Origin of the sequence: Achromobacter seleniivolatilans (assembly GCF_030864005.1) — a bacterium.
Lineage (GTDB): Bacteria > Pseudomonadota > Gammaproteobacteria > Burkholderiales > Burkholderiaceae_B > Achromobacter > Achromobacter seleniivolatilans.
In genome coordinates, this window is the sequence record NZ_CP132976.1 from 1,090,278 (window position 1) to 1,113,964 (window position 23,687).

At 61.8% G+C, this 23,687-nt stretch carries 22 protein-coding genes; 13 read left to right on the forward strand and 9 right to left on the reverse strand.

Annotation, left to right across the window (positions count from 1 at the left end):
* Positions 1-231 precede the first annotated feature (231 nt).
* From RAS12_RS04815 to RAS12_RS04840, 6 genes are all read left to right on the forward strand, one after another.
* Positions 232-720: a paraquat-inducible protein A gene (locus RAS12_RS04815; protein ID WP_306945653.1), complete on the forward strand. Its 489-nt coding sequence runs from the start codon at positions 232-234 to the stop codon at positions 718-720.
* Positions 717-1,352, forward strand: a complete 636-nt coding sequence (locus RAS12_RS04820; protein ID WP_306945655.1) for a paraquat-inducible protein A — start codon at positions 717-719, stop codon at positions 1,350-1,352. Before RAS12_RS04815 ends, RAS12_RS04820 begins: the two co-directional genes overlap by 4 nt.
* 134 nt (positions 1,353-1,486) lie before the next feature.
* Positions 1,487-3,013, forward strand: a complete 1,527-nt coding sequence (locus tag RAS12_RS04825; protein WP_306945657.1) for a PqiB family protein — start codon at positions 1,487-1,489, stop codon at positions 3,011-3,013.
* A complete protein-coding gene (locus RAS12_RS04830; RefSeq protein WP_306945659.1) occupies positions 3,010-3,639 on the forward strand; it encodes a PqiC family protein in 630 nt (209 codons plus the stop codon). Before RAS12_RS04825 ends, RAS12_RS04830 begins: the two co-directional genes overlap by 4 nt.
* Before the next feature lie 234 nt (positions 3,640-3,873).
* A complete protein-coding gene (locus RAS12_RS04835; protein ID WP_306945662.1) occupies positions 3,874-4,239 on the forward strand; it encodes a GIY-YIG nuclease family protein in 366 nt (121 codons plus the stop codon).
* A gap of 19 nt (positions 4,240-4,258) precedes the next feature.
* Complete coding sequence (locus RAS12_RS04840; RefSeq protein WP_306945663.1) at positions 4,259-5,161, forward strand: alpha/beta fold hydrolase; 903 nt, start codon at positions 4,259-4,261, stop codon at positions 5,159-5,161.
* 107 nt (positions 5,162-5,268) lie between these two features.
* Here RAS12_RS04840 and RAS12_RS04845 read toward each other — a convergent pair whose 3' ends face one another.
* The 6 genes from RAS12_RS04845 to RAS12_RS04870 all read right to left on the reverse strand — a co-directional run bounded on the left by RAS12_RS04845 (position 5,269) and on the right by RAS12_RS04870 (position 12,083).
* On the reverse strand, positions 5,269-5,442 hold the full coding sequence (locus tag RAS12_RS04845; protein ID WP_306945666.1) for a hypothetical protein: 174 nt from the start codon (positions 5,440-5,442) through the stop codon (positions 5,269-5,271).
* Between the two features lie 108 nt (positions 5,443-5,550).
* Positions 5,551-6,225: a DUF2894 domain-containing protein gene (locus RAS12_RS04850; RefSeq protein ID WP_306945667.1), complete on the reverse strand. Its 675-nt coding sequence runs from the start codon at positions 6,223-6,225 to the stop codon at positions 5,551-5,553.
* The gene (locus RAS12_RS04855) at positions 6,215-6,865 is read right to left on the reverse strand and encodes an OmpA family protein (RefSeq protein ID WP_306945669.1); all 651 of its coding nucleotides are present in this window, start codon (positions 6,863-6,865) and stop codon (positions 6,215-6,217) included. Before RAS12_RS04855 ends, RAS12_RS04850 begins: the two co-directional genes overlap by 11 nt.
* Positions 6,862-10,551, reverse strand: a complete 3,690-nt coding sequence (locus tag RAS12_RS04860; RefSeq protein ID WP_306945671.1) for a DUF802 domain-containing protein — start codon at positions 10,549-10,551, stop codon at positions 6,862-6,864. The genes RAS12_RS04855 and RAS12_RS04860 overlap by 4 nt, the downstream gene beginning before the upstream one ends.
* A gap of 10 nt (positions 10,552-10,561) precedes the next feature.
* Positions 10,562-11,380, reverse strand: a complete 819-nt coding sequence (locus RAS12_RS04865; protein WP_306945674.1) for a DUF3348 domain-containing protein — start codon at positions 11,378-11,380, stop codon at positions 10,562-10,564.
* Positions 11,381-11,564: 184 nt separating this feature from the next.
* Entirely contained in the window at positions 11,565-12,083 is a 519-nt protein-coding gene (locus RAS12_RS04870) for a hypothetical protein (RefSeq protein ID WP_306945676.1), read from the reverse strand.
* A gap of 163 nt (positions 12,084-12,246) precedes the next feature.
* Here RAS12_RS04870 and RAS12_RS04875 point away from each other — a divergent pair, with 163 nt between their 5' ends.
* Together RAS12_RS04875 and RAS12_RS04880 are read left to right on the forward strand one after the other, a co-directional pair.
* Positions 12,247-13,473 carry a helix-turn-helix domain-containing protein gene (locus RAS12_RS04875; RefSeq protein WP_306945678.1) on the forward strand — a complete coding sequence of 409 codons (1,227 nt, stop codon included), beginning with the start codon at positions 12,247-12,249 and terminating at the stop codon, positions 13,471-13,473.
* A gap of 57 nt (positions 13,474-13,530) precedes the next feature.
* Positions 13,531-14,178, forward strand: a complete 648-nt coding sequence (locus tag RAS12_RS04880) for a Vgb family protein (RefSeq protein WP_306945680.1) — start codon at positions 13,531-13,533, stop codon at positions 14,176-14,178.
* Positions 14,179-14,191: 13 nt separating this feature from the next.
* On the opposite strand, the gene RAS12_RS04885 is transcribed toward RAS12_RS04880, so the two are convergent.
* Entirely contained in the window at positions 14,192-14,929 is a 738-nt protein-coding gene (locus RAS12_RS04885) for a hypothetical protein (RefSeq protein WP_306945683.1), read from the reverse strand.
* Between the two features lie 126 nt (positions 14,930-15,055).
* Between RAS12_RS04885 and RAS12_RS04890 the strand changes: the two genes are divergently transcribed.
* The 3 genes from RAS12_RS04890 (at position 15,056) to RAS12_RS04900 (ending at position 17,120) form a co-directional block, all read left to right on the forward strand.
* Entirely contained in the window at positions 15,056-15,427 is a 372-nt protein-coding gene (locus tag RAS12_RS04890; RefSeq protein WP_306945685.1) for a hypothetical protein, read from the forward strand.
* A gap of 23 nt (positions 15,428-15,450) precedes the next feature.
* The gene (locus RAS12_RS04895) at positions 15,451-16,266 is read left to right on the forward strand and encodes a helix-turn-helix transcriptional regulator (RefSeq protein WP_306945687.1); all 816 of its coding nucleotides are present in this window, start codon (positions 15,451-15,453) and stop codon (positions 16,264-16,266) included.
* 107 nt (positions 16,267-16,373) lie between these two features.
* Positions 16,374-17,120 (forward strand): dienelactone hydrolase family protein, encoded by a 747-nt coding sequence (locus RAS12_RS04900; RefSeq protein WP_306945689.1) that lies wholly within the window; start codon positions 16,374-16,376, stop codon positions 17,118-17,120.
* On the opposite strand, the gene RAS12_RS04905 is transcribed toward RAS12_RS04900, so the two are convergent.
* Positions 17,117-18,832, reverse strand: coding sequence for an NAD(P)H dependent flavin oxidoreductase family protein (locus tag RAS12_RS04905; RefSeq protein WP_306945691.1), 1,716 nt, complete (start codon positions 18,830-18,832; stop codon positions 17,117-17,119). The genes RAS12_RS04900 and RAS12_RS04905 overlap by 4 nt on opposite strands.
* Before the next feature lie 89 nt (positions 18,833-18,921).
* On the opposite strand from RAS12_RS04905, the gene pdxR reads away from it, so the two are divergent.
* Entirely contained in the window at positions 18,922-20,391 is a 1,470-nt protein-coding gene (pdxR, locus tag RAS12_RS04910) for a MocR-like pyridoxine biosynthesis transcription factor PdxR (protein ID WP_306945693.1), read from the forward strand.
* Positions 20,392-20,469: 78 nt separating this feature from the next.
* Complete coding sequence (locus RAS12_RS04915; RefSeq protein WP_306945696.1) at positions 20,470-21,150, forward strand: SMI1/KNR4 family protein; 681 nt, start codon at positions 20,470-20,472, stop codon at positions 21,148-21,150.
* 60 nt (positions 21,151-21,210) lie between these two features.
* On the opposite strand, the gene RAS12_RS04920 is transcribed toward RAS12_RS04915, so the two are convergent.
* The gene (locus RAS12_RS04920; protein WP_306945697.1) at positions 21,211-23,619 is read right to left on the reverse strand and encodes a TonB-dependent siderophore receptor; all 2,409 of its coding nucleotides are present in this window, start codon (positions 23,617-23,619) and stop codon (positions 21,211-21,213) included.
* Positions 23,620-23,687 lie beyond the last annotated feature (68 nt).

Below are 23,687 nucleotides of genomic sequence, written 5' to 3' on the forward strand. Positions count from 1 at the left end.
GCGTTAGAGGGCAGCTCAATCACTCGCCTTGGTCGATGTCTACGGGCGGCCTTCGCCATGCAACAGGACGGCTATTTAGCCAAACATATGAACGTTTACCCACACTTGGTGGCCTGTGAGCATTGCGACAGCGTGTACCGGCGTTGTGCGTTGGCGGCAGGCGAGGTCGCACGCTGTAGTCGATGTGAGGCAGTACTCCAACTCGCCAATCCTATGGGGGTGGACCGGTGGTTGGCGTTGACCCTGACAACAGCGGTCGTGTTTCTGATCGCGAACATCTGTCCAGTCGTACGCATCAGCCTGAATGGAACGCACCGAGAGGCAACGTTGTGGGAATTCGCATGGGCGCTTGCCCAAGGAAGCGTCGCGCCCATAGCGATCGTAGCTGCGCTAGTGATTATCTTGGTACCGCTTGCGCAGATCGCTTTGCTTGCATGGGTGTTGCTGTATGCGCGGGTTGGCCGGCGCGCACCAGGCTTTGCTCGTTCCCTGCGATTGCTTGCGCTGTTGCGGCCTTGGAGCATGATTGAGGTCGGCATCTTCGGCATCCTGGTGGCGATCATCAAACTGATCAGCCTTGTGGAAGTCACTCTTGGCGCCGGCGTCTGGGCGACTGCTGCGCTGATGGTTCTGTTGACCGTCATTGCCCACCGGGACCTCTCTTCGCTATGGGAGCAAACGAAAGACGATTCGGAATTGCCAAGCGGAAGGGCGGCGTGAACAGGCTGCCATTCGCAAGCGATTTGTCGGTCGTTGGCTGCCACACCTGTGGCCTCGTCTGCGAAGACCTCGACGCGCCCGGGCAAACTCATCAGTGTCCCCGCTGTGGCTCGGCGCTCCATCAGCGGCGCCCGAACGGCATCGCCCGCGCGTGGGCGCTGCTTCTGGCAGCCGTCATCTGCTACATCCCCGCCAACGTGCTGCCTGTCATGCACACCAGCTTGCTGGGCAGGGGCAGCAGCAGCACGATCATGGAAGGAGCGGTGGAGTTCTGGACATCTGGCTCCTATGGCATCGCACTCGTGATTTTCATCGCAAGCGTAGCGGTACCTTGCGCGAAATTCCTGATTCTTGGTTTGTTGCTCGCGACCTCCCAACGGCGTAGCCGATGGGCGACGCGAGAGCGCGCCAAGTTGTACCGCATGGTGGAGTTTGTCGGGTACTGGTCGATGCTGGATGTGCTGGTAGTGGCGGTGGTGGCAGCCTTGGTGCAATTCCGTGGCCTTACCGATATATCGCCGCGCGTCGGGATACTTTTCTTTGGCATGGTCGTGATCTTCACCATGCTCGCAGCGATGTCGTTCGACCCCAGACATATTTGGGATGGTGAAATCAATGGTGGTGATGAATGAATGATGTTTCCAAGGGGCTCCATGGACTTGACGCTCCGACAGTAATACCACGCAGAAAATGGCGAATCTCGCTCGTCTGGCTGGTGCCCATCATCGCAGCGTTGATCGGCCTTTCAATGCTGGTGCAAACCTGGATGACTGAAGGCCCCGTGATCAGTATTACGTTTCGTACCGCCGCCGGCCTGGAAGAAGGCAAGACCCTGGTGAAGTACAAGGACGTAAACGTAGGCACGGTGATGGCGATCGGTCTGAGCGAAGACGGCTCCCGTGTGGTCGCAACGGTGGCGCTGGATAAGGATGCGGCGAGCCTGGCGCGTCAGGGCTCGCGGTTTTGGGTGGTGCGGCCGCGCATCGGCATCGATGGCGTTTCCGGGGTAGATACGCTGCTGTCAGGGGCCTACATCGGCGTCGATCGTGGGCAATCGACGGAACCCGGCAAGGAATTCACCGGCCTGGAAAGTCCTCCCACCGTCATAGGCGATACACCCGGACGGTCTTTCGTTCTGCATACCGAAGACCTCGGCTCGTTGGACGTCGGATCACCTGTGTACTATCGCCGCATTCAAGTCGGCCGTGTTGCGTCATACCAGTTGGGCGAGGATGGAAAAGCTGTCGCCCTGCGCCTCTTCGTCAACGCGCCCTACGACCGCTTTGTCACCACAGAAACACGCTTCTGGAACGCCAGCGGGGTGGACGTTTCGCTCGGTGCAGACGGGTTCAAGCTACAGACGCAGTCGATTGCCACCATTCTGGCTGGAGGCGTGTCCTTCGGAACTTCCCCGGGCGCGTCCGGCGAGCCAGCGGCGGAAGATACGGCGTACGAATTGGCCAAGGATCAGCAGGCTGCGCTGGCCCCGCCTGATGGGCCGTCGCAGATCGCCTATCTGGTCTTTGAGCAATCCTTGCGGGGTCTGACCATTGGCGCGCCCGTGCAGTTCGATGGCATGGACCTGGGCAAGGTCATCTCCGTCAAGCCGGATTACGATCCCGTCAGGCGTCGCTTTCAATCCAAGGTCGGCATTGTGATTTATCCGCAGCGGCTGGGTGAAATCCTGGAGAAAATGCCGGCGCTCGACGGCACAGAAGAAGACCGGCTGATCCACATGCTGCAAGAGATGGTGGCGCACGGTTTGAGGGCGCAGGCAAGGACTGGAAACTTGCTGACGGGCCAGCTTTACATCGCTCTGGACTTCATACCGAATACCCCAAAGGTCGCCTTTGATCCGCAACGCCGCCCGCTATTGCTGCCCACAGTCAGTGGCAGCTTCGATCAATTGCAAGAGCGGGTCGCCAGCATCGTGGGCAAGATTGAAAAGATGCCCTTGGACAGCATTGCCCGAAATCTTGACGCGTCCTTTGCAAACCTGAATAAGGCGCTGGTGCAGGTGAATAACCTCGTTCTGCCACAGGCCACGCAAACGCTACGCCAGGCGCAACAAACCATTGGCGCTGCGCACGGGATGCTCGCTGAAGATGCGACGTTGCGACAGGGCCTGGGCCAAGCACTTCAGGAAATCGAGCGCGCCGCGCGCTCAGTACGCACATTGACCGACCTTTTGAGCCGATACCCCGAGGCAGTGGTGCGAGGCCGCCCCAAGAACGCCACATTCGAGGCTTCCAAAGCGCCGCCTGCCAGCACGATAGAGACTCCCCAACGATGATGACCCGACCTATTCGTATCAGCCTGCTCCTTTTGACCCTAGGGCTGGCAGCTTGCAGCGCTTCTGCGCCGGTACGCCACTACACGTTGCTCAATCCTCCGGGCGATGTCCAGCCTCCGCGGGCTCCTGTGCGCTTCGTGGTCGAAGTGCTGCCCGTGACGTTGCCGGAGTATCTGAATCAGCCCCAACTGGTCGTGAGGCAAGACGACAGCGGCATGCTCGCCGTCCTGGACGACGAGCGGTGGCTGGGGCCATTGGACGAAGAGATACGCAACGCGTTGTCCGCCCAGTTGCTCGATCGCCTAGGCATTCAGAACGTGGCAGGGCTGTCCTGGCCCAGCGATGGGCAGGTGATCAGGGTGAAATTGCAAGTTCGCCGGTTCGACGCGTGGCCGGGAAAGCGGGTGCTGCTTGAGGCGGGTTGGAGCTTGGGAGATGCACGCGAGCCTGGCGAGGCAAAGCTGGTTTGCCATGGACGTTTTGAAGAACCCGCCGCCGCTGGCTATCCCGCGCTTGTCCAAGCGCAGCAGCGCTTGGTCGCTGTGTTGGCCCAACAGATCGGTCAGGACGCGACGATGTGGTCGGCCTCACGCAAGGCAACATGCGGCCCGTCCCAGGCGTCGTAGGTGGTCTTGCCCCTGGAAAACAGGTCGATACCAAGCCGATTAGATCTAGTTTTACCCGGGTGTTATTGACGCAAGTGTTTTGTCCGGGTAATATTCGGGCTTGAATTTAGCCCGGGTATTATTCAGCCTCCCATCGCAAGCGCCATCCCACCGCGATGAAGACGGATATCCGCTGCCGCCGAGCGAAGCGACATCGCTTGCGCCGCGATTCGTTTGGAGCAAAAAGGATTACTGATGACAAACAAACAAATGCTGAAACGACAGTATCTGGAGACGAAGACTAGATCCGGTGTCTACGCGATCCGTAACCAGACCACGGGCCGAGCGTTGGTAGCCGGAAGTACGAACGCACAGGGCGCACTCAACCGGCATCATTTTGAATTGCGGTATGGACAGCATCGCAATGCAAAGCTCGCGCAGGATTGGGTCGAGCATGGTGAGAGCAACTTTGTTTTCGAGGTGCTCGACATGGTCAAACCCAGCGAAGATCCAGCGTTCGATGCCGCCAAGGAGTTGGAAATGCTCGTCAATCTGTGGCGCCAGGAAATTCCTTGTCATGGCCAGCTTGGCTACGGCAACGAGCAGGGCGGACTTTTGTGAACAAGAAGGACCGCACGCCATGCCCAAAACGACAGTGAACGAAATTGAAATTGAATACGATAGCTTTGGAAATAGCGAGGCGGAAGCGGTTCTGCTGATTTCCGGTCTTGGGACACAGATGACACGTTGGAGCGAAACGTTTTGCCGGTTATTGGCAGAACAAGGCTTGCGCGTGATTCGCTTTGACAATCGCGACGTGGGTCTTTCAACTCACTTTGATAGTGCATCAATGCCCGATCTTGCTGCGATTTCCGACGCAGCCTCTGTCGGCGTAGCGCCCAATGTTCCGTATACGCTTTTCGATATGGCGAACGATGCTTTGGGACTTCTCGATTCGTTGCAAATCCAACGAGCGCACGTGGTTGGGAGATCTATGGGAGGCATGATCGCTCAACTATTGGCTAGCGAGCATCCTGAACGGGTTCTATCGCTGGTTTCCATGATGTCCAGCACTGGCAACCGTGAGCTGCCGCAAGCCAGCCCTGCCGTGATGGCGCTGATGACATCGCCCGCGCCACATCCATTGAAAGACGAAAAAGGCTATCTCGCCCATTGCGTTGCTTTTTCTAAAATGATTGCCGGGCGAGGTTATCCGTTTGACGAATCCGCCCAGCGAGAGCAAGCCTTGGCCGAAGTCCAGCGTGCATACAACCCAGGCGGGTTTTGGCGGCATATTGCGGCCATTGCAGCAACCGGTGATTTAAGGTCTCGGCTAGCCAAAGTAAGTGCTCCGGCGCTTGTGATTCATGGGTCAGACGACCCGCTGGTTTCATCGGAAGCAGGGAAGGACACGGCGGCCAATATTCGAGGCGCCAAACTGCTCATCATCGACGGAATGGGTCACGATTTTCCACCCGCTCTGTTCGGGTTTGTGGCCGGGGCCATCGCAGATAATGCGCGCCGCACGGTCAAGCCCGTGTAGCGCCCCGACGTTACCGGACCAGTTGCCACCCAGTTTGTTTTAAAGGGCTGCTGTTTTTTGGGTGGATAGCAACGGGCTTTCGGTGCACCTTTAGCAACGAGTCTTCACTACGGCGCTTTCACTTCCTTTTCCTTGTCCTTCTTCTCCTTTTTTTCTCCATCGTAATGAGATTTGATGGCGAGAAACATGCCCGTGCCCAACACGAGGAGCTTGAACGTACCTAAGACTACAGGGACCCAAAAATTCATCATTTCCTCAAAACGCTGCTTCAGCAGCTTCATTTACGGCTCGCGGGCCACGCAAAGACAAACGAGACGGCATTGTCCCATGTCTTCATCCAGTCCCAAGTTCAATAACCTTCGGCATCCGGCGAAGCGCGCGGTGTTGACCTAGCGGCTTTTGGCGCGCGTGGTCTTTTTGGCAGAACCCGCGCGGGCGGATTCCTTGGGTGCGGGAGCCGTGGCGGCGTTCAATTGTTCCATCCAGATCAGCGCGTCGGTGTACGCCAGAAAGTGTTGCAGATAACCGGGCGAGACTTCGCGCATCAGGGACAGGCCGCGATGAACGAGCTGATTGGAGTTGAGCGGCCCGGCGTTTTTGTGCACCTGCTCTTGCGACTGGCGCACCTGGCGGTCGGCGCTGACCCGCGACCAGATTGCTCGAAAGTAATCCAGCATTGGCAGGTCGGGGTAGGCAGCGCGCAGGCCCAGAGCGTCGCGTATGCCGGCGTCCTGACCATCGGGCGAGGCCGGGTTGGCGATGTAATCGATCAGTTCGGCCAAGGTGCCGCTGGCCGGGGCTGATGCCGTATCGGCCGGGGCATCAAGTGCCGGTACGTCTGGGATGTCTTCCTGGCCCTTATCCAGCTGCGCTTGATAGGCCTGAATCAGCGCCGCCAGTCTATCGTCCAGCAACTGCCGGGCAGGGCCCTCAAGCTTGGCCGAGCGCCGCTCCATTGCGTCCAGAAACTGGAAGCGAACCGGATTTGCGCGGTCGCAACCGGCCTCGCGCCAGCCGTTGAGCGTGGCGCGGGCGTCCATCATCCGGGTGCCGTCACTGCTCACGCGGCTTACCCGGCTCGTTGGACGGTTTGGGAATGGGCGTAATTTCCACGCGGCGGTTCTTTGCGCGGCCGTCTTCGTCGGCGTTGGACGCCACCGGCTGTTCAGACCCGAAGGCCGCTGCGAATACGGTCGACGAGGGCACGCCTTCGTCGATCAGTGCGCGCGTGACCGTCAAGGCGCGCTGTGCCGACAGATCCCAGTTGTCCGCAAAACGGCGGTTGCCTTCGCGCACTTGCTGGTCATCGGTGTAGCCGCTGACCATCAGGATTTCGTCATGGCTCTTCAGGTAAGCCGACAAAGGTTCGATCAGGGTCTTCAGAATCTCGCGGCCCTGGGGCTGCAACTGATCAGAGTTCAGTGCGAACAGCACGCTTCCGCTGATGCCGATACGGCCGTTGATCAGCGTGACCCGGCCGGCAGCCAAGGGACCGGCCAGCGCCTGCTCCAGCGTCTCGCGGCGTTGCGTTTCTTCCTGGCGCTGCTTGACCTCTTCTTCCAGCTGTGTGGACAGTTGCAGCTGCACGCCGATCACGCTGACCAGAATCAGCACGAAGGCGCCCAGCAGCACCGACATCAGGTCGCCGAAGACGGCCCAGGCAGGGGCCGCCGATTCCACGCCGCCGTCGATGTTCTCGTTCATGCGGGCTGCGCTCCGGCGGTTGCCCGTTGGCTGGCCAGCAGTTGCAGGTTCTCCATGATCTGCTTTTGCGACATCAGGCTCAGATCAACCACCTCGCGGGCTTGCGCCACGTAGTAGGACAGTTGCTCGTCGCCGCGGGCAATGGACTTGTCCAGCGCCGCTTCGATGCGTTGCAGATGGGCGACCAGCTTGTCGTTGGAGTCGCCAAACAGCTGCACGGCCATGCCGAAGGATTCGCCAAGGCTGGCGACTTCGATCGCGCTGCTGGTGACCTGCGCGGCCACGTCCGTGAGCTTGCCGGTTTCGGCTTCGACCTTATCGGTGAACTGCGTACCCACACGGTCCAGCAACTCCGCTGAAGACGCGACCAGCGCGTCCACGGCCGTGCGTTGCTCGGCGGCGGTGTGGTTTACGGCGTTCAGCAGCGTGTCCAGCGTTTCCAGCAGGCGGTTGCGTTCTTCCAGCATGTCGTTGTCGCGGACCATGCTGTCCGACAGCTTTTGGCGCAATTCGCCAATGACCTCGGCAGCAGCCTTGGGCGCTTCCGATGCGGCTTGCACCAGACGCCCGATTTCCGCGATGGTGTCACTCGCGTGCGCCTGTGTTTGCGACGTGATGTCGTGCGCGGTCTGGGCGAGCGTGTCGCAAATCTGTTGTTGCTGGCTGGCGGTGGCGGCGCCGGCTTGCTGCCATTCCTGACGCAGCGCGTCGGCCATCGCGGCAAGCGATGCCGTCCACGCCGTCAGTCGGGCTTCGTCCTTGGACGCCAGAGCCGTTTGCAAATCGGCATGCGATTCGTCCAGCGTGCGCAAGAGCGCCGCCGAATGTTCGCCGAATACCGCAGCCGCCGATTCCAGCGCTTGCTGATGGCTTGCGGCCAGCGTTTCTCCAACCAGTTCCTGGCGGGCTTGCGCATCCGTCCAGGCCTGCGTCACGCTGTCTGCCGCAGTTTCCAGACGGGTCGACACGTTTTCCAGCAGGCTGGCCTGGGCTTCGGTCTGCGTCGCGACTTCGCGTGCGGTCTGCGCCAGGGTTTGGCTGATCTCTTGCTGGCGGGTGGCGGCTTGCGCGCCCGCCAATTCCCATTCCTGGCCCAGTGCATCGGCCATCGCGGCAAGCTTGCCGGTCCAGGCCGCCAGACGTGCTTCGTCTTTGGCGGCCAGGGCCGTTTGCAGGTCCATGTGCGATTGATCCAGCGTGCGCAAGAGCGATGCGGAATGCTGCTCGAAGGCAGCCGCCGCAGTGGTCAATGCCTGCTGATTGTCGCTGGCCAGCTTGTCGCTGACCTGTTCTTGGCGGGCCTGCGCATCGGTCCAGGCTTTGGTCACGCTGCCCGCTGCCGTTTCCAGACGGGTCGACACCGTTTCCAGCAGGATGGCCTGCGTTTCGGTTTGGGCTGCGATGTCCTGCGCGGTTTGGGCCAGGGTCTGGCTGATCTCTTGCTGGCGGGCCACCGTGTGGTCGCCGGCTGCCTTCCATTCCTGACCCAGCGCCGCAGCCATCGTGGTCAGCGTGCCGGTCCACGCGCCCAGGCGTTCGTGGTCGCGGGCGGCCAGTGCCGCGTGCAGGTCCGCATGGGATTGTTCCAGCGTGTGCAGCAGGGATGTTGAGTGTTCGCCGAAAGCGGCAGCGGCTGTGACCAGCGCAAGCTGATTGTCGGCGGCCAGCTTTTCGCTGACCTGTTCCTGGCGGGACAGCGCCGTGGTCCATTGATCGGACACGTTGGCGGATGCCGCTTCCAGGCGCGCCGACACGCTTTCCAGCAGTTTGGCCTGCGCCTCGGTTTGCGACGTGATGCCTTGCGCCGTGTTGGCCAAGGACTCGCTGATTTCCTGTTGGCGCGTGGCCGAGTGTGTTCCCGCTTGTTCCCACTGCTGGGTCAGCGTGGCAGCCATGGCAGCCAGCGAATCGGTCCAGACGGACAGGCGTGCCTCGTCCTTCGAGGCCAGCGCAGTTTGCAGGTCGGTATGCGATTGGTCCAGCGCTCGCAGCAGCGACGCCGAATGCTGTTCAAACGTGGCGGCGGCCGTAGCCAGAGCCTGCTGATTGTCGGCGGCCAGCTTTTCGCTGACCTGTTCCTGGCGGGACAGGGCGGTGTTCCAACGATCCGATACGCTGTTGGCCGCAGCCTCCATGCGAACCGACACGCCTTCCAGCACCTGGGCTTGCGTCGCGGCCTGAGCATGGATGTCGCGCACGGTCTGCGCCAGCGTTTCGCTGATTTCCTGCTGGCGGGCAGCGCCCTGTGCGCCGGCCTGTTCCCATTCCTGGCGCAGCGTGGCGCCCATGGCGCCCAACGTTTCGGTCCAGGCGGACAGGCGTTGCTGATCGCGCGACGCCAGTTCCGATTGCAGCAAGGTGTGCGACTGGTTCAGGGTGCGCAAGAGCGACGCCGAATGCTGCTCGAAGCTGGCTGCAGCCGAAGTCAGCGCCTGAAGATTGTCGCCCGCGAGTTTTTCGCTGACGCGCTCTTGGCGGGACAGGGCGGACGTCCAGGCATCCGACATATCACCCGACGAGGCTTCCAAACGGGCCGATACGCCGTCCAGCAAGCTGGACGAGCGCTGTTCGAAGGTCTCGGCAAATCGGTCCATCGACTCGCGCAAGTCACGCGCCAGGGTTTCGCTTGCGCGTTGCTGACCTGCCAGCGCCTGGTTCCAGATGTCCGCCACGTTCGCGGTGGATGCCTGAAAGCCCGAGGTCAGGCTGCTCAACTGTTGCTGCACGGCTTGCGTGACGGTGTCCTGCAAGGAGGCGGTTTCGCGCGACAGGCTGGCCATCGTGGCTTCTACCACGGGCTGCAAGGCAACGCCCGCGGAACGGGCGCTTTCGGCCACGCCATCTTTCATGGATTGTTCCATGACGGACGCCAATCGGGCGTAGGCGGCTTCGGCCTTGCCCTGGAACACGTCCTGGCTGGCCAACTGGCGGTCGTTGATCGACTTCGTTTGCTGCTCCATGTTTTGCATCATGGCTTGCAGGCGGTCGACCAGCATCGGCATGGCCTCGGCCTGGCGCTGCATGACTTCGGCTTGCCGTTGCAGCAGCTTGAAGGATTCTTCGCGCTGATAGCTTTGCGAATAGGGCCGCAAGGTTGTCGCGATCTTGGTGTCCAGCAGTTGTGCGGCTTGAACGCGGTCACGGCGGCATAGCGCGGCCAGCAAACCCAGCATGGCGGACGTCGCCACACCGGCAATAGACGTGCCAAAGGCAAAACCCAAGCCCTTGACCGGCGCCGCCAAGGACGCGCGGATCGCGCCCAGATCGGTTGCGCTTTCCAGCGCCATGCCGGTGCCGCGCAGCGTCACCACCATGCCCAGGAAGGTGCCCAGCATGCCCAGCAGCACCAACAGGCCGACCAAATAGGGTGTGAGCGCCGGGCCGGGCAGGCCAACACGTTCGCCTTCGACGCGCAGCCTGGCGGCATTACGCAGGCTGGGATGCAGTTGCTCAAGCCAAGCGCCCAGGCTGGCTGGCGCTTCCGACAGGCCGCCCGCGGATCGCTTCAGCGTTGACGTGGCCTGCTGATAACGCAGCAGCTCCAACGCGCCCGCCAGATAACAGACGCCGATCAACAGTGTGACGGCAAGCGCCAGCGGGTTCGAACCCGCATAGCCCACGCCAATCCAGCCCACAACAGCCAGACCGGCCACAAAAACTACGAGATTAATCAGATACTTGGACATAGTGTCCTGGTTAGCTGGCGCGAAGGGCGGCAAGCAGCCCCTCGACCGGTTGTAAACGAACATCCAATTCGGCAAGCAGGACGCTCCGCATATCGTTGCGGAACACGTCCAGCCACGCGCCGGGTGTTATCGGTGCCGCAGTCTGTACCGGCAGGGGCGTCAGGTCGCCTTCGCTGGCCGGTTCAGGCTGGGCTTTTGCCTCGGCCGGGGTTTCTGCCTCGGCGTTGGCGTTGGCCATGGCCGCGGCCTCGGCCAGACGCAGGCGCTCAAAATGCCCCTGAAGCAACTTGGGTATCGCACCCAACAGCGCTCGTTCCTTGGGCAGCAGCGCGCGGTCCATGATCGCGTCGACCACGGCCAAACGCGTCATTTCACCGTTTCTGGCGGCGACCATCCCGCGCAGACGGCTGCGCAAATTACCAATGCTGGTTTCCATCGTGTGCTGCAACGATAGATACCTTTGACGAAAATTCGAATAATCGGCGTCAGCCTCCGCCAACGCTTTCTTGACGGGCGCCTGGCTGCGGTCCTGGTGCTTCTTGGCTGGCGTGGCCGCCGTATCACTGGCAATCGCATCAGCCAACGTCGCGCGCACGCGCACGCATTCACGCTCTTCGGCGCTGCCGAAGGGGCGGGAACCGGGGGCGATCACCGGCGGGCGATTGTTCAGTGCCGCGGACAACGCGATCGCGTCCGTCCAACCTAGCCAGTGGCTCAGATGGTCCGATAGCGATTGCCTGGATTCCAGTACCTCGGCATCCGTCAGGCGAGTCAGCAAGCGAATGAGCGTCGGGCCGCTTAAACCTGTGCGCTGTGGGGCTTGCAACATACCACCAGAGTCAAAAAGGGGGGAGTTTACACGGTGGCGCGGGGGGAAAGGGGCAGCGGGCGGGGGCGGTCAATAAAAAATAGGGCCACATCATGGCTGGTGTGCAACAGTGTGGCGGTTCACGCCATTACGGGGACAGTTGCAGAGACCCGGGCGGGGAAGACCGCGCTGCCGCCACGTTGTCTCAGTTCGAGTCGTCCTCGGTGCGCCATTGGGTCAAATCGTCGACCGGGCGGGGCAGATAACCTTCAATCGTCTTCATGATCCAGGCCGGATCTATATAGTTGTAGGTCGATTCAATGACCCAGGCCAGAAATTCCCGCGGCCCGCCATTCAGATAAGGCGGCGGCGAGACGGGTTTGAACACCGTGGGCAGCTTGTGGTGGATAGAGGCGTCATTGAGCACAAAACCCAGCTCTTGCACCACGTTCCAGGCCAGCGGGTTTTCCAGGTCGATTGTCAGCTTGACCCACCAATAGGCGTCCGGCGTGACCTGGGACGACAAGACTTTCACGCCAGGCATGCGGTTCAGATAGTCGACCAGCTGCGGCAAGCCCGTCTTCAGCACCTTGGGGTCGATGGCCTCGACTGGCGGCGTGACGGATTCCAGTTTCTTCAGGATGTGCGCGTGCAACGTGCGATTGGCGTCTTTGGCTTCGCGTTCCAGGGGCTTTAACAGCTTGCTGGGCAGAGTCAGTTCCATGGAGGTATCAGGCCGATTGAGTTTTCAGAACCGGAAATTATGCCTTTGAAACGCGAGTCATCCCTTTGAAGCGCCAAATCGCGATGCCTGGGCCTGCGGGCTTGGTGGTAGATTTATTGCCAGACTCTTTGCGAGGCGGGAGCGTAACGGTGGCGGGATTTCCATGGACTTTCTGATCACGAGCGCGGCGCGGGCGCTGGCATCGGGTGACCCGCTGGCTGCGCTGAATCACGTCGCCTTGCGTGACGATGCGCCTGCGTTGGCGTTGCGCGGTATTGCCATGGCGCAATTGGGGGACTTTGCGCGGGCCAAGGCGCTGTTGCGCAGTGCGGTGCATGCGTTCGGCCCTAAAGAGGCTGCTGCCCGTGCGCGCTGCGTGGTTGCGCAAGCCGAAGTGGCTCTGGCGTCGCGCGATCTTGCGTGGCCGGAAAAATCCCTGATTGCCGCACGCAATACCTTGGGCCGGTTTGGCGACCCGATCAACGCGGCGCACGCGGCTTATCTGCAAGCGCGGCGCCAACTGCTGATCGGCAAGCTGGACGATGCTGAAGGCACGCTGGCCGGTCTCGATCCCGCCGCCGTGCCGCCTGCGTCGCGCACGGTTCATGAATTGATTGCGGCAGGCATTGCCATGCGCCGGGTGCAGGCAAAGACGGCGCGCGCTGCGCTGACGCGTGCCGAACTCGCCGCCCGGCATGCAGGCATTCCGGCCTTGTCGGCCGAGGTGGAAAGCGTTTCTCTGGCATTGAATACCCCTGTTGCGCGCTTGATCTCGCAGGGTCAAGAACAGGATCTGCTGCTGGATGAGGTGGAAACACTGCTGGATTCACAAGCGCTGATCGTGGATGGTTGCCGCCACGTTGTGCGCGGCAACGGCAAGATCGTGCCTTTGGCGAGCCGTCCGGTGCTGTTTGCACTGGTCCGCACGCTGGCCGAGGCATGGCCGCAAGACGTGCCCAGGGAAACACTGATCTTCCAGAGCTTTCGCACCCGGTTCTTCGACGAGACGCATCGTGTGCGGCTGCGGGTGGAAATAGGGCGTCTGCGTGCGGCAATCAAACCGCTGGCAGACATTACCGCCACAGCCCGGGGCTTCCGGTTGGAGGCTGGCGACGCGGAGGTCGCCGTTCTGGCGCGTCCGGTTGCTGACGTGGATAGGGATCAAGCGGCTGTGCTTGCCTTCCTGACGGATGGCCAGGCCTGGTCCAGTTCCGCCCTGGCTCTGGCACTGGGGACTAGCCAGCGCACGGTGCAGCGCACTTTGGACGGGCTGGCGTCGCAGGGGTTTGTGCAGCCGCTGGGCCTGGGGCGTGCCCGCCGCTGGACGACTCCGCCCGTGCCTGGATTCACGTCAAGCTTGTTACTCCCGGCGCTGTTGCCCGGCCAGTAGCATGGGCGCATGCACAAACAAGTGTGACCCCAAGCGTGCGAACCCAAGGACAAAACCATGAAACGAACCCCAGCGAAGATCCTCCGTGAATACGGCCCTTTCCCCGGCGTCGGCTGTGTGCATGGCGTCACTTTTGACGGACGGCAAGTCTGGTTCGCCACGGGCGAACAACTGGTCGCCCTTGATCCCGAAAGCGGAAAAACGGCGCGCTCGTTGGCGATGGTTGCCAATGCGGGCACGGCGTTTGATGGCAAACATCTGTTCCAGATCGCCAACAACCAGATTCAGAAGGTCGATCCTGACAGCGGGCAGGTGCTGTCCACTATCCCGGCGCCGGAGCCGGATTGTTCGGGCATGGCCTGGGCCGAAGGCAGTTTATGGGTGGGCGCATACCGGACGCGCAAGATTCATCAGGTTAATCCTGACACCGGCCGCGTGCTGCGCACACTGGATTCCAACCGCTTTGTCACGGGCGTGACGTGGGTGGATGGCGAGTTGTGGCACGGGACCTGGGAAGAGGGCCAAAGCGATCTGCGGCAGTTGGACGCACGCACCGGAGAAGTCCTGCAAAGCGTCGACATGCCAGAGGGTGTGGGCGTGTCGGGACTTGAATCGGACGGCGCCACGCGTTTCTTTTGCGGCGGCGGAGAAAGCGGCAAGATCAGAGCCGTGCAGCACCCTGGCAAGGCGCCGGCGGCAGCCTGACCTGCCGCGATGCCTATTGGCGCGTGGCGCTGAAGACGTACGGGTCCTCGGGGTGCGGATATTGCAGAAGATAGCGCGCCACGCGTGTCTTGCCGTCGGGCAACAGGTAATCCATTTGCAACCCTCTGGCGTTGTTGTCAGTACAGTCATCCAGATAGGAGTTGCTGGGGAAGCTGAATGATTTTCCGGGTGCCTGGAGGATGGCGGAGCAGGATGCAAATAGCGGCGGCAAGGCATACAACTTGCCGCCGTGCGCGACCAGCACCCCCGTGTAGCGTACGCCCCTGCCGCTGCTGTTATGCGTCAATTCAAGACACATAGACGCGCCATTGCGCCATACCGTGATGCCTTGCAGGTTCTCGGGGTCAATCGGATCGGTGCCGCCCCATGCGGGTGGCGCAAGATTGATGGCATTGCGCAGCTTCCAGCGCTGCTTGCCCGCAACCAGGTCTTTGCCGTCAAAGCTGATGTCGGGCGTGCCCCGCTTGGGTTCGCTGGGCAGGTCGCCCGGCACGGTCCAGAGCTCGGCGTTAAATCGCGTCAGCGCCGGCCGCATCGCATTGACCCACACGCATTGCCGCGGAGACTCGGTACAGGGCAGGGACAGTTCGGCGCCCGGCCCCGTAAACAAGTTGCTGCCCAAAGAACGGTAAAACTCGGGGTAGCCCGTGTGTAGGGGCGGTTCAGCCTGGGCTTGCAGGCAAAGGGCTGCGCCGAACAGGGCGAGCAGGGCGCGTTTGATGGGGCACATGGGGGCGGATGAACAGCATTTGCTTGATCGATCGGGACCGGCGCATTATGTCAGGCTGCACCGCGCCTGGGTATCCGGGCGAGGCGCGTTGTTAGAATCGATCAATTGCTTCGTACTGGGAACCGCATGAAACTCGCGCCATTTGGCATTCTGGGCATGGCCATGGCCGCCTTTGCGGCACATGCCGAGCCGCTCGTCATTCCCACACCGGAGCAGGCGCATGCCGCCGTGCTGACGCTGCTAGGCGATGATCTGCCAGGCATGAAGACATCGCAGCTGGCAATTGGGACCTGCTTGCCCGCTCCCGCCGCGCAACAAAAGGGCCGCGTGTCTTGCACGACAATGCTGCTGATGCCTGCGGGCACATCCGAAGCTCCGATGGATTTTTATCTGGATAGCGGCAAGTGGATCGCCTCGCCGCCGACAAATCTGGAATTGCCTTTTCCTGATCCCAAGCTGGCAAACAAGCACTGGGACGAGAGCAAGGCGCGGAAATAATCACGCGCCGCTGACTTCGCCTTATGTTTCTTGCCCTGGCCCCAGCGCCTGCGCTCTCGACGCTGGTGCAGTCCTATTGGTTTATTCAGGACCTGGCTGGTGACCATGAGGGCCGTCCCATTCTGACCAGCCCGATTCCGTTTGCCGTGCTGTCTGTCAACATGGGCAGGCCGAACGCAACGGAAGACGGCGCGCTGGTGCCGCGCGCATCCATGCTGGGTCTACAGTCACGCGTGCGGTCGTGGCGGTCCTGGTCAAACACCTATTTTGTGATGGCCATGCTGACTGTACCCGGCATCGTCCGCTTGTTTCCGCATGCAGGCGCGGGCAGCGCGGACCGTCTGCTGGACTTAGGAGCGATTACCGGCGATGCGCGGGCGGACGCCTTGGTTGGCGGCGTGAATCCCGCCGCCTCGCCGCGCAAGATTGCCAGTCAGCTAGACCACTGGCTGATTGGCAGGCTGGCAAGCGCAGAGCCAGTTACCGAGGCCCGTCAGATGATGGCGGCGCACGATATCCTGCGGCAAGGCGGGCGGGTTGACCAAGCCGCAGACGCGGCGCAGGTGGACCGCCGCCATCTGCAACGATGGTTCAACCGGCACCTGGGCATCGGACCTAAAGCGTTGGCGGATCTGGAACGGCTGCATGGCAGCCTGTGTGGCGTGCAATCCGGGCAAGGCGATTGCGGGGAGGGCTTCAGCGATCAGGCCCATCAGATCCGAAACTGGAAGCGCAGGCTAGGCACGACCCCCGGCGCTTATGCGGAGCAAGGGCCTAGTGCGCTGGCAGCGCATTTCAGCGCACAGGGTCAGGCGCCCGGACCGGCGTTCTATCTGTAAGTCCGCGGCAGCGCCGGTGTGGTTTCCACTACGCATGTCCGATTTGTTCAATACGCCGGCCATGGCGGCTTCTACGATCTGGATTTTTCCAGTTTGGAGATCCAGCCATGCAGCCACCTCGCACCCCTGCTGTGCGCACGCAAGACATCATCTACCAAGGCGCGGACGGCGTCTTCGAAGGTTATGCGGCCATCCCGCCAGGTGTGGCGGCCCCGCGCCCGTGTGTTGTGCTGACGCACGATTGGAGCGGTCTGAACGAACCGATCAAGCATCTGGCCGAACGATACGCGGCCCTTGGATACATCTGTTTCGCGATTGATGTGTACGGCAAGGGCGTGCGTGGCGATCCCTTGGGCGATAACGTGCGTCTGATGCAACCGCTGCTGGATGATCGGGCGTTGCTGCGCGATCGTTTGCTGGCGGGCTTGCGGGCGGCAAGTGAAATTCCGGGAGTGGACCCAGCGCGGATGGCGGCGGTGGGTTATTGCTTTGGCGGCTTGTGCGCGTTGGACCTGGCCCGCGCGGCGCCTGCCAACCTGCTGGCGGCGGTCAGCTTTCATGGCGCGTTGCAGCCACCGCAAGCCAGCGTGACCGGCCGGATCAGCGCCAGTATTCTGCTCTTGCATGGCTGGGATGACCCCATCGCCCCGCCCGCAGATGTTCAGGCAATTGCGTCAGAACTGACACAGGCGGGCGCCGACTGGCAACTGCATGCGTATGGTCATGTGCAACATGCGTTTACCTTTGAAGGCGCCCGCTTCCCTGAGCGCGGCATTGTCTATGACGAGCGCGCCGATACGCGCTCATGGGCTGCCATGCGTGCGCATCTTGCTGCGGTGTTCAACAGGGCTTAATGCAGCAGCACGTCCTCGTAGAAGGCGCCGATGGGCAAGACCAGATCGCGGACCTGGATCTCCAATACCCAGATGCCGTCGCCCGGTATGAAATCGGCCTGAGACAGACGATGCTTGCCATATAACGCATGGGGAAAGTCCGACACGCGATGGCCAGCAATATCGCGCACCAGCGCGCAGCCATGTTCCTGCGCGTAGATTTCGGCCTGGTCATACAAGGCGGCCCCCGTCAGACCGTCCAACCATGCCAGCCGGGTGCGTTTAAAGACCTCACGCGCCGCGTGCGCGCAACGTTGGCGGTCGGCGTCTGCGCCCATCACAAAGGTGTCGCCGTAGTCGCCCTCGTAGCCGTCCCACACGGGCCCGATATCGATGACGAAGATATCGCCCTCGCGCAGCGTGCGGGCAAAGTCTGTTTCTTGCACCGCGGGCGATTGCGTGTCTGCCTCGAACCGGACATAGGTGGGATGCCAGTTGTGGGACGCGCCCATCTGCTGCAAGTAGCGGTCAGCGATGGTGATCGCTTCACGCGTCGTGATGCCGGGCGTCATCAGGGCCGCGATGTCGTGAACGGCGGTGATCGAACGCTGGCGCGCCGCCAAAATGCCTGCCATCGTGAAGCGCTCGCTGACTTGCTCCCAGGGGTGCAATGCTTGTTGCCGGGGCGCCAGAGGCTCAGTCTGATTTGCAGGCAGAAAGGCTTCTGATTGGAAACGGTCAGCGGGCAGGCCGCTGGCGGTCAAGCGCTTGCGGGCTTCGCGCACCATGGCGGGGCTGCCGCAGGCGTACACCACTGTGCGGGACCAGTCATGTTCAGCCAGGGCTGCCGCGTCTTGCACATATTGCGCCTGGCCTGGGCCGTTGCGATCAGAAGACGCGCTGCCCGACACCACAGGATGCCAACGGAACACAGTGTCTTTGCCTTGCAGGGCGTTCAGCAAATTGGCGGCATAACAATCCTGCGCATCTTTGGCGCCCCAATACAGCGTTACCGTTTTCAAACTGCGGCTTTCCAGGGCTGCCATCAGAATGGGAAAGACCCCCGCAAAACCCGTGCCGGTTGCCAGCAGCACCAAGTGATCAATACCGTCCATGCTGGCGGGCGGCCAGACGCAGGCGCCGTGCGGGCCGTGCAGCGGCAGCGCATCGCCTGGCATCAGGCCAGGCAGCAGCCCGTCGGTGAATACGCCGCCGGGGGCTCGCCGGATGTGGAATTCCAAGCGCTGGGGGCCAGCGCCTCCAGGCGCGTTGGCAATCGAAAAGCAACGGTGGCCGCCATCTTCCAGCTGCAATTGCACGTGCTGTCCGGCCAAGTGGGTAAAGCGTTCGGCGCCCTGAACCTCAACGATGAGTTGCGTGATGTTGCCGGTCAGCGCCAGCCGCGACACCACGCGCGCATCTCGCCGTTGCGCGGGCCGGGCAGGCGCAGTCCAGTGCGGGAATCGCAGTGTCAGATCGCCCGCAGCCCGGCACTGGCACATCAACAATTCGTTTTCGGTCGTGACGTAGGAGCGCTCTGTGGGCGGCGTGATGCGCTCATAGTCTCCGCCGAGCACTTCGGCCCGGCAAGAACCGCATTCGCCGCGCTGACAGGAAAAGGGCACGGGCGCGCCGCAGGCCAATGCGGCGTCCAAAAGAGAAGCCGAGCCATCCGTTGGGAACTGGCCCGTTTCCAGAGTGATCGTGTACAGCGGCGAAGTCGGTTGCGACATGTCAGGTTCCATTGAGCGTGCCCGCAGTTGGGCGCTGAACTGAAATTTATCGATAGAATGGCTACTCGAATAGAGCCATATCTTTAAATATGAGCAAGCCACTTTCAGTCAGTAAGCGTCAAGAATCCAGCCTGGACCTGCCGGTGGATGCGCCGCGCCCGGCTGAGTCCAAACAGGCGTGGGTATACCGTCAGATTCAAGAACGGATACTGACGGGCGCGTTGGCCTCGGGCGCCCGGTTACCGTCCACACGAAATTTGGCCTTGCGCTGGCAAGTGTCGCGGTCAACGGTTGAGGCCGCCTATGACCAACTGGCCAGTGAAGGCTATACCGCTGGCGCCGTGGGGTCTGGCACCTATGTGTCGGCCGTCATTCCGGATAATTTCTTTCATCGGGGGCTTCCTGGCGGGCTGCCGGAAGCGGCGAAGCGGTTGGACTCCGCGCCAAGGGCCAAGTCGGTCCCACCCGCTGCACCGGCCGGACTGTTCTCGGCGCGCACGGCTGATGCGTCTTTGTTCCCCATGGCCACCTGGCGCAAGGGCTTGATGGCGAGCGCCCAGCGGGTCACGCCCGATCAGTTGGCCAACGAGGAATCGCAAGGGTGGCGGCCTTTGCGCGAACAGATCGCCCGCTACCTGGGCACGGCGCGCGGTATTTCTTGCGGCGCGGATCAGGTGGTTGTGCTGACCGGCATACGCGACGGCCTGGACCTGAGTGCCCGCATTCTGCTGTCGCGGCAGGACAAGGTCTTGGTGGAAGACCCGGGTTATTTGAACGGCGGTCCGATATTTGGCCAGTTCACGTCCAAGGTGGTGCCCATTCCCATCGATGAACACGGCTTCTCGGTGGCTAGGGCGCGCCGCCAAAGCGGCGTCAAGTTGATACATGTGACGCCGGCCCATCAATCGCCCACCGGCGTCACGATGCCGGTTTCCCGCCGCCTGGAACTGCTGGCCTGGGCCGAGCAAACTGGCAGCTGGATTGTCGAGGACGACTATGACAGCGAGTTCAATTACGACAGCGCTCCGCTGCCCGCGCTGAAAAGCCTGGATACCGCGGATCGCGTCATTCATTGCGGCAGCTTCAACAAGACGATGTTCAATGCGCTGCGCATAGGTTATGCCGTGGTGCCCGAACAATGGGTGGCGGCCTTCACCCGGGCGCGGCACACAACAGGGCGTTCAAACAGCATCATCGAGCAGATGACGCTGGCTGCATTTTTGGAAGACGGCAGCTTTGCGCGCCACGTGCGCAAAGCCCGTTCAATCTATGCGCGCCGCCGTGATGCGGTGATGCAGGCGCTAGCCTTAATGCCAGGCGCACAGAACGCGAGCGTGACAGGCGAGGACGCAGGATTCCATCTGGTGTGGTGGTTGCCGCCAGCAACCGATATGGCGGCATTGCAAGAACAGGCGCGCAAGGCCGGCGTGGCACTGATCACGGTAGCGGATTTCTGCCGCAAGGTGTCTTTGCCGCCGGGGCTGGTGATTGGCTACAGCGGGCTGCAAGAGTCTGAAATTGAACGCCAGGGCGCCGTGTTGCGCGCGTTGCTGGCGTAGGGGCTGCAAGCGGGCAGAACAGGCCGCATACAATCCGGTGCCTGTGCCCTCCGGGGCAATCATGTGGAGTAAACAGTTATGAGTTCCTATCCCGAGCTGGCCGCATCCTGCGGCATCGCGTTGCCGCCTTTGCTGGCGCGGCTTATCGACGCGGGGCTTGCGGGTTATGGGCCGGACGTCAAAGCCTGGGTCGCAAACTGGAAAGCGCATACGCTGGCCGCGCAGCCGGTGCTGTCTTGCGTCTACGACCTGGAGTGGATACCGGCCTCTGAAGCCGCAGAGAACATCGAAGAATGGTTGAACCCGGTCTTTCAACAAGGCCGCCGCTTTCTGCCTTTCGCGCAGACGGGCGCAGGTGATCTTTATTGCCTGATGCCCCTGGCCAACGGAGACATTGGCGTTGCGCTGGCATGGCACGACAGCGGTGATTGCGAGATCCAGGCTGCGTCGTTTGACGCGTTTATCTATGGGTCTCTGGTACGCAGCGCGGCAGATATCTCGCATTTGATCGACGGAGACTTCACCGTTGCTGAAGCCGCGTTATGTCTGGCGTCCAACATCGACGCGTTGAGCAAGTATTTGCCTGAGCCGCACAGCTTGGAACTGGAACGCATTCGTGCGCTGGCGCTGTCCCGCGCCCAGGCCGGGGAAGCAACGCTGATTTCGCAAGACACGGCGCAGGCTGCGCTTGCCTTGCTGCCCGTGGTGCAGGATGCCCCGTTTGAGCTGTTGGCGCGATGGGAGTGCGGCCAGGCATAAGCCTGAGCTGATACAAGCATGGCCGCCCCGGCGCAAGGCCGGGGCCACAACGGACTATGCCTAGAACGTGTACTTGGCTGTCAGCAGGAACGACCGCGGCGCGCCGAAGTGGTTATTGTCTTGCGTGCTGCCGATGGCCTGGTAGTAGTACTTGTCGAAAACGTTGTAGACGTTAAGACGCAGATCCAGGTTGCGGCTGGCTTGATACGACACCACGGTGTCCACGATGCTGTAGCCCGCCTGACGCACGCCAAAGTGTGTGCTGATCGGGCTTTGCATGCGCAACGCGCCGCCCACACGCCACTGATTCAAGGCGCCGGGCAAGGTGTAGATCGTGGACAGCTTGAACAGGTGACGCGGAGACTGCGTGTCATACCGCGTGCCTGCCGGGCCTGCGTCCGAATCCTTGACGTACTTGGACTGGTTGAACGTATAACCGGCCATTACTTGCCAGCCCGGGGTCAGCGATCCGGCAAGTTCCAATTCAATGCCGCGGCTCTGCACCTCGCCGGCTTGCGTGTAGCAAGACTGGGCACGATTGACGCAGAGCGATTGCTCCATCGTGACCGGCAGGTTTTTCTGGTTGATCTGGAAAACCGCCATGCTGGCGTTGAGCTTGCCGTCAAAATACTCGCCCTTGATCCCGGCCTCCAGGTTGGTGCCCGTCACCGGGTCCAGCAAAGCGCCGCTGGCGGTCTGATAGTTCTGGGGCTGGAACACGCTGGTCCAGCTGGCGTACACCGAATGGCGCTTGTCCAGGTCGTACACCAGGCCAGCGTAAGGTGTGATCTCGTTGCTTACCTTGTACCCCGCGTTGTCGACGTAGTCGCCAGACTTCAAGTTCATCTGGTATTCATAGGAGTCGACGCGCGCGCCCAGCATCAGGTTCAGCGGGTCGGCCAGGCTGAAGCGCGTGGTGGCGTAACCGCTGGTCAGCCGCTGATGGCCTTTGCGCGACCAGGGGTACGTGATTGCAGGCTTGGGAACGGCGCTGGAATCCCAGTTCATGGGGTCAACGATAACGTTGTAATCACTGGGCCAACCGCCTGGGCCGTCATCGTCCTTGTTCTTGCGGAAGCTGCCGCCCAGCACCAGTTCATGCGTGCGGCCCAGCAGTTCGAACGGCCCGCTCAGATAACCGTCGATGCTGTATTGCGTCTTGTCGTAGGCATATTTGCCTACGCCCTGGCCAAAGTCTTCCGAGTCTTCAAGCGGATACAGATAGGTGCCCAGCATGTCCAGCTTTGAGCGTAGCGCGCGGGTGGTCAGTCTGCCTTTCCAGCCATTGGCAAAGCGGTGATCGAGCTCGGCGAAGATGCTGGTGTTTTCCTTGTTCCAGTAGGCCCAGTCCGGCGTCAGGCGCGTGGATCGGCTGAAGTCGTAGAAGGAGCCATCGCGCCGGGTCGGCAGTCCATTCCAGTCGGCGCCTGGGTTGTCTTCACGGTTGTAATAGCCGCCCACGCTAAGGGTGGTGTTGGCTGTCAGGTCGGTGTCGATGGTGCCGTAATACAGCTGCCGCTGATGTTCGTAGGCCTTCTTGAACGTGCCGGAATCCTGGTATGCAACGACGCCGCGCGCGCGCACCGAGCCGCTTTCATTCAACGGGCCTGATCCATCCACCTCGCCCCGGTAATTGTCCCAGCTGCCGGCGCTGGTCGTCACCGAGAATTGCGGCATGGCGGTGGGGCGCTTGCGCACCAGATTGATCGTGCCTGACGGGTTGCCGACGCCGGTCATCAGCCCCGATGCGCCGCGCAAGACTTCCACGTGGTCATACATGGCCAGCGTGGCGACTCCCTGTGTGTCGTAGTCGTACGCCAGGGGAACGCCGTCGGCCATGAACGAGTTGATCTCGAATCCGCGCGAGAAGAACTGCGTGCGTTCGCCGCCGCCAATCTGGCGCGTGCTCAGCCCGGTGGCGTCGCGGGCCACTTCATCCAACGATTGGAAGCCGCGATCGTCTATCTGCTGGCGGGTGATGACGCTGACCGACTGGGGCGTTTCGCGTTGCGACAACTGGAACTTCGTCGCCGTCGCCATGGAGCTGATGGTGTAGGCCCCCGTGCCTTCCGTGACGGGGCCCAGCACGGCGCCTTCGACGCTGACGGGCGTCAGGGTGGTGACGGGCGACGCCGCTGGCGCGGGCCGGATGGTGAGGGTGCCGTCCGGAGCAACGGCCAAATCCAGGCCGCTACCCGTCAGGGCGCGGCGGGTGGCTTGGTCCAGCGTCAATTCGCCCGAGACGGCGGGCGCTGTTTTGCCGGCTACCAGGTCGGGGGAATAAGAGATCACGGCGCCCGCGGTGCGGGCGATCTGCGTAAGGGCGGCATCCAGCGGACCGGGTGCCACGCTGTATTGCCGCACGCTTTGCGAAAGCTGGGTTTGGGCGTGCAGGGGGGCCAGCGGGCCAATTGCCATCGCCACCATTGCGGCCACGGCGCTGCTGGCCGGGAACCTGATCGAAAACATGGAACACTCCGTTATTGCGTAGGGACGCGTTCCATGTATGTGCACTGGCCTCGCGAAAAAAACACCTG

Coding starts and splice junctions, on each gene's coding strand:
- RAS12_RS04825 (WP_306945657.1), top strand. CDS start 1,487: ATGACTGAAGGCCCCGTGATCAGTATTACGTTTCGTACCGCCGCCGGC.
- RAS12_RS04875 (WP_306945678.1), top strand. CDS start 12,247: ATGGACTTTCTGATCACGAGCGCGGCGCGGGCGCTGGCATCGGGTGAC.
- RAS12_RS04860 (WP_306945671.1), bottom strand. CDS start 10,551: ATGTCCAAGTATCTGATTAATCTCGTAGTTTTTGTGGCCGGTCTGGCT.
- RAS12_RS04855 (WP_306945669.1), bottom strand. CDS start 6,865: ATGAACGAGAACATCGACGGCGGCGTGGAATCGGCGGCCCCTGCCTGG.
- RAS12_RS04835 (WP_306945662.1), top strand. CDS start 3,874: ATGACAAACAAACAAATGCTGAAACGACAGTATCTGGAGACGAAGACT.
- RAS12_RS04900 (WP_306945689.1), top strand. CDS start 16,374: ATGCAGCCACCTCGCACCCCTGCTGTGCGCACGCAAGACATCATCTAC.
- RAS12_RS04895 (WP_306945687.1), top strand. CDS start 15,451: ATGTTTCTTGCCCTGGCCCCAGCGCCTGCGCTCTCGACGCTGGTGCAG.
- RAS12_RS04885 (WP_306945683.1), bottom strand. CDS start 14,929: ATGTGCCCCATCAAACGCGCCCTGCTCGCCCTGTTCGGCGCAGCCCTT.
- RAS12_RS04915 (WP_306945696.1), top strand. CDS start 20,470: ATGAGTTCCTATCCCGAGCTGGCCGCATCCTGCGGCATCGCGTTGCCG.
- pdxR (WP_306945693.1), top strand. CDS start 18,922: ATGAGCAAGCCACTTTCAGTCAGTAAGCGTCAAGAATCCAGCCTGGAC.
- RAS12_RS04870 (WP_306945676.1), bottom strand. CDS start 12,083: ATGGAACTGACTCTGCCCAGCAAGCTGTTAAAGCCCCTGGAACGCGAA.
- RAS12_RS04920 (WP_306945697.1), bottom strand. CDS start 23,619: ATGTTTTCGATCAGGTTCCCGGCCAGCAGCGCCGTGGCCGCAATGGTG.
- RAS12_RS04840 (WP_306945663.1), top strand. CDS start 4,259: ATGCCCAAAACGACAGTGAACGAAATTGAAATTGAATACGATAGCTTT.
- RAS12_RS04830 (WP_306945659.1), top strand. CDS start 3,010: ATGATGACCCGACCTATTCGTATCAGCCTGCTCCTTTTGACCCTAGGG.
- RAS12_RS04845 (WP_306945666.1), bottom strand. CDS start 5,442: ATGAAGCTGCTGAAGCAGCGTTTTGAGGAAATGATGAATTTTTGGGTC.
- RAS12_RS04905 (WP_306945691.1), bottom strand. CDS start 18,832: ATGTCGCAACCGACTTCGCCGCTGTACACGATCACTCTGGAAACGGGC.
- RAS12_RS04880 (WP_306945680.1), top strand. CDS start 13,531: ATGAAACGAACCCCAGCGAAGATCCTCCGTGAATACGGCCCTTTCCCC.
- RAS12_RS04865 (WP_306945674.1), bottom strand. CDS start 11,380: ATGTTGCAAGCCCCACAGCGCACAGGTTTAAGCGGCCCGACGCTCATT.
- RAS12_RS04890 (WP_306945685.1), top strand. CDS start 15,056: ATGAAACTCGCGCCATTTGGCATTCTGGGCATGGCCATGGCCGCCTTT.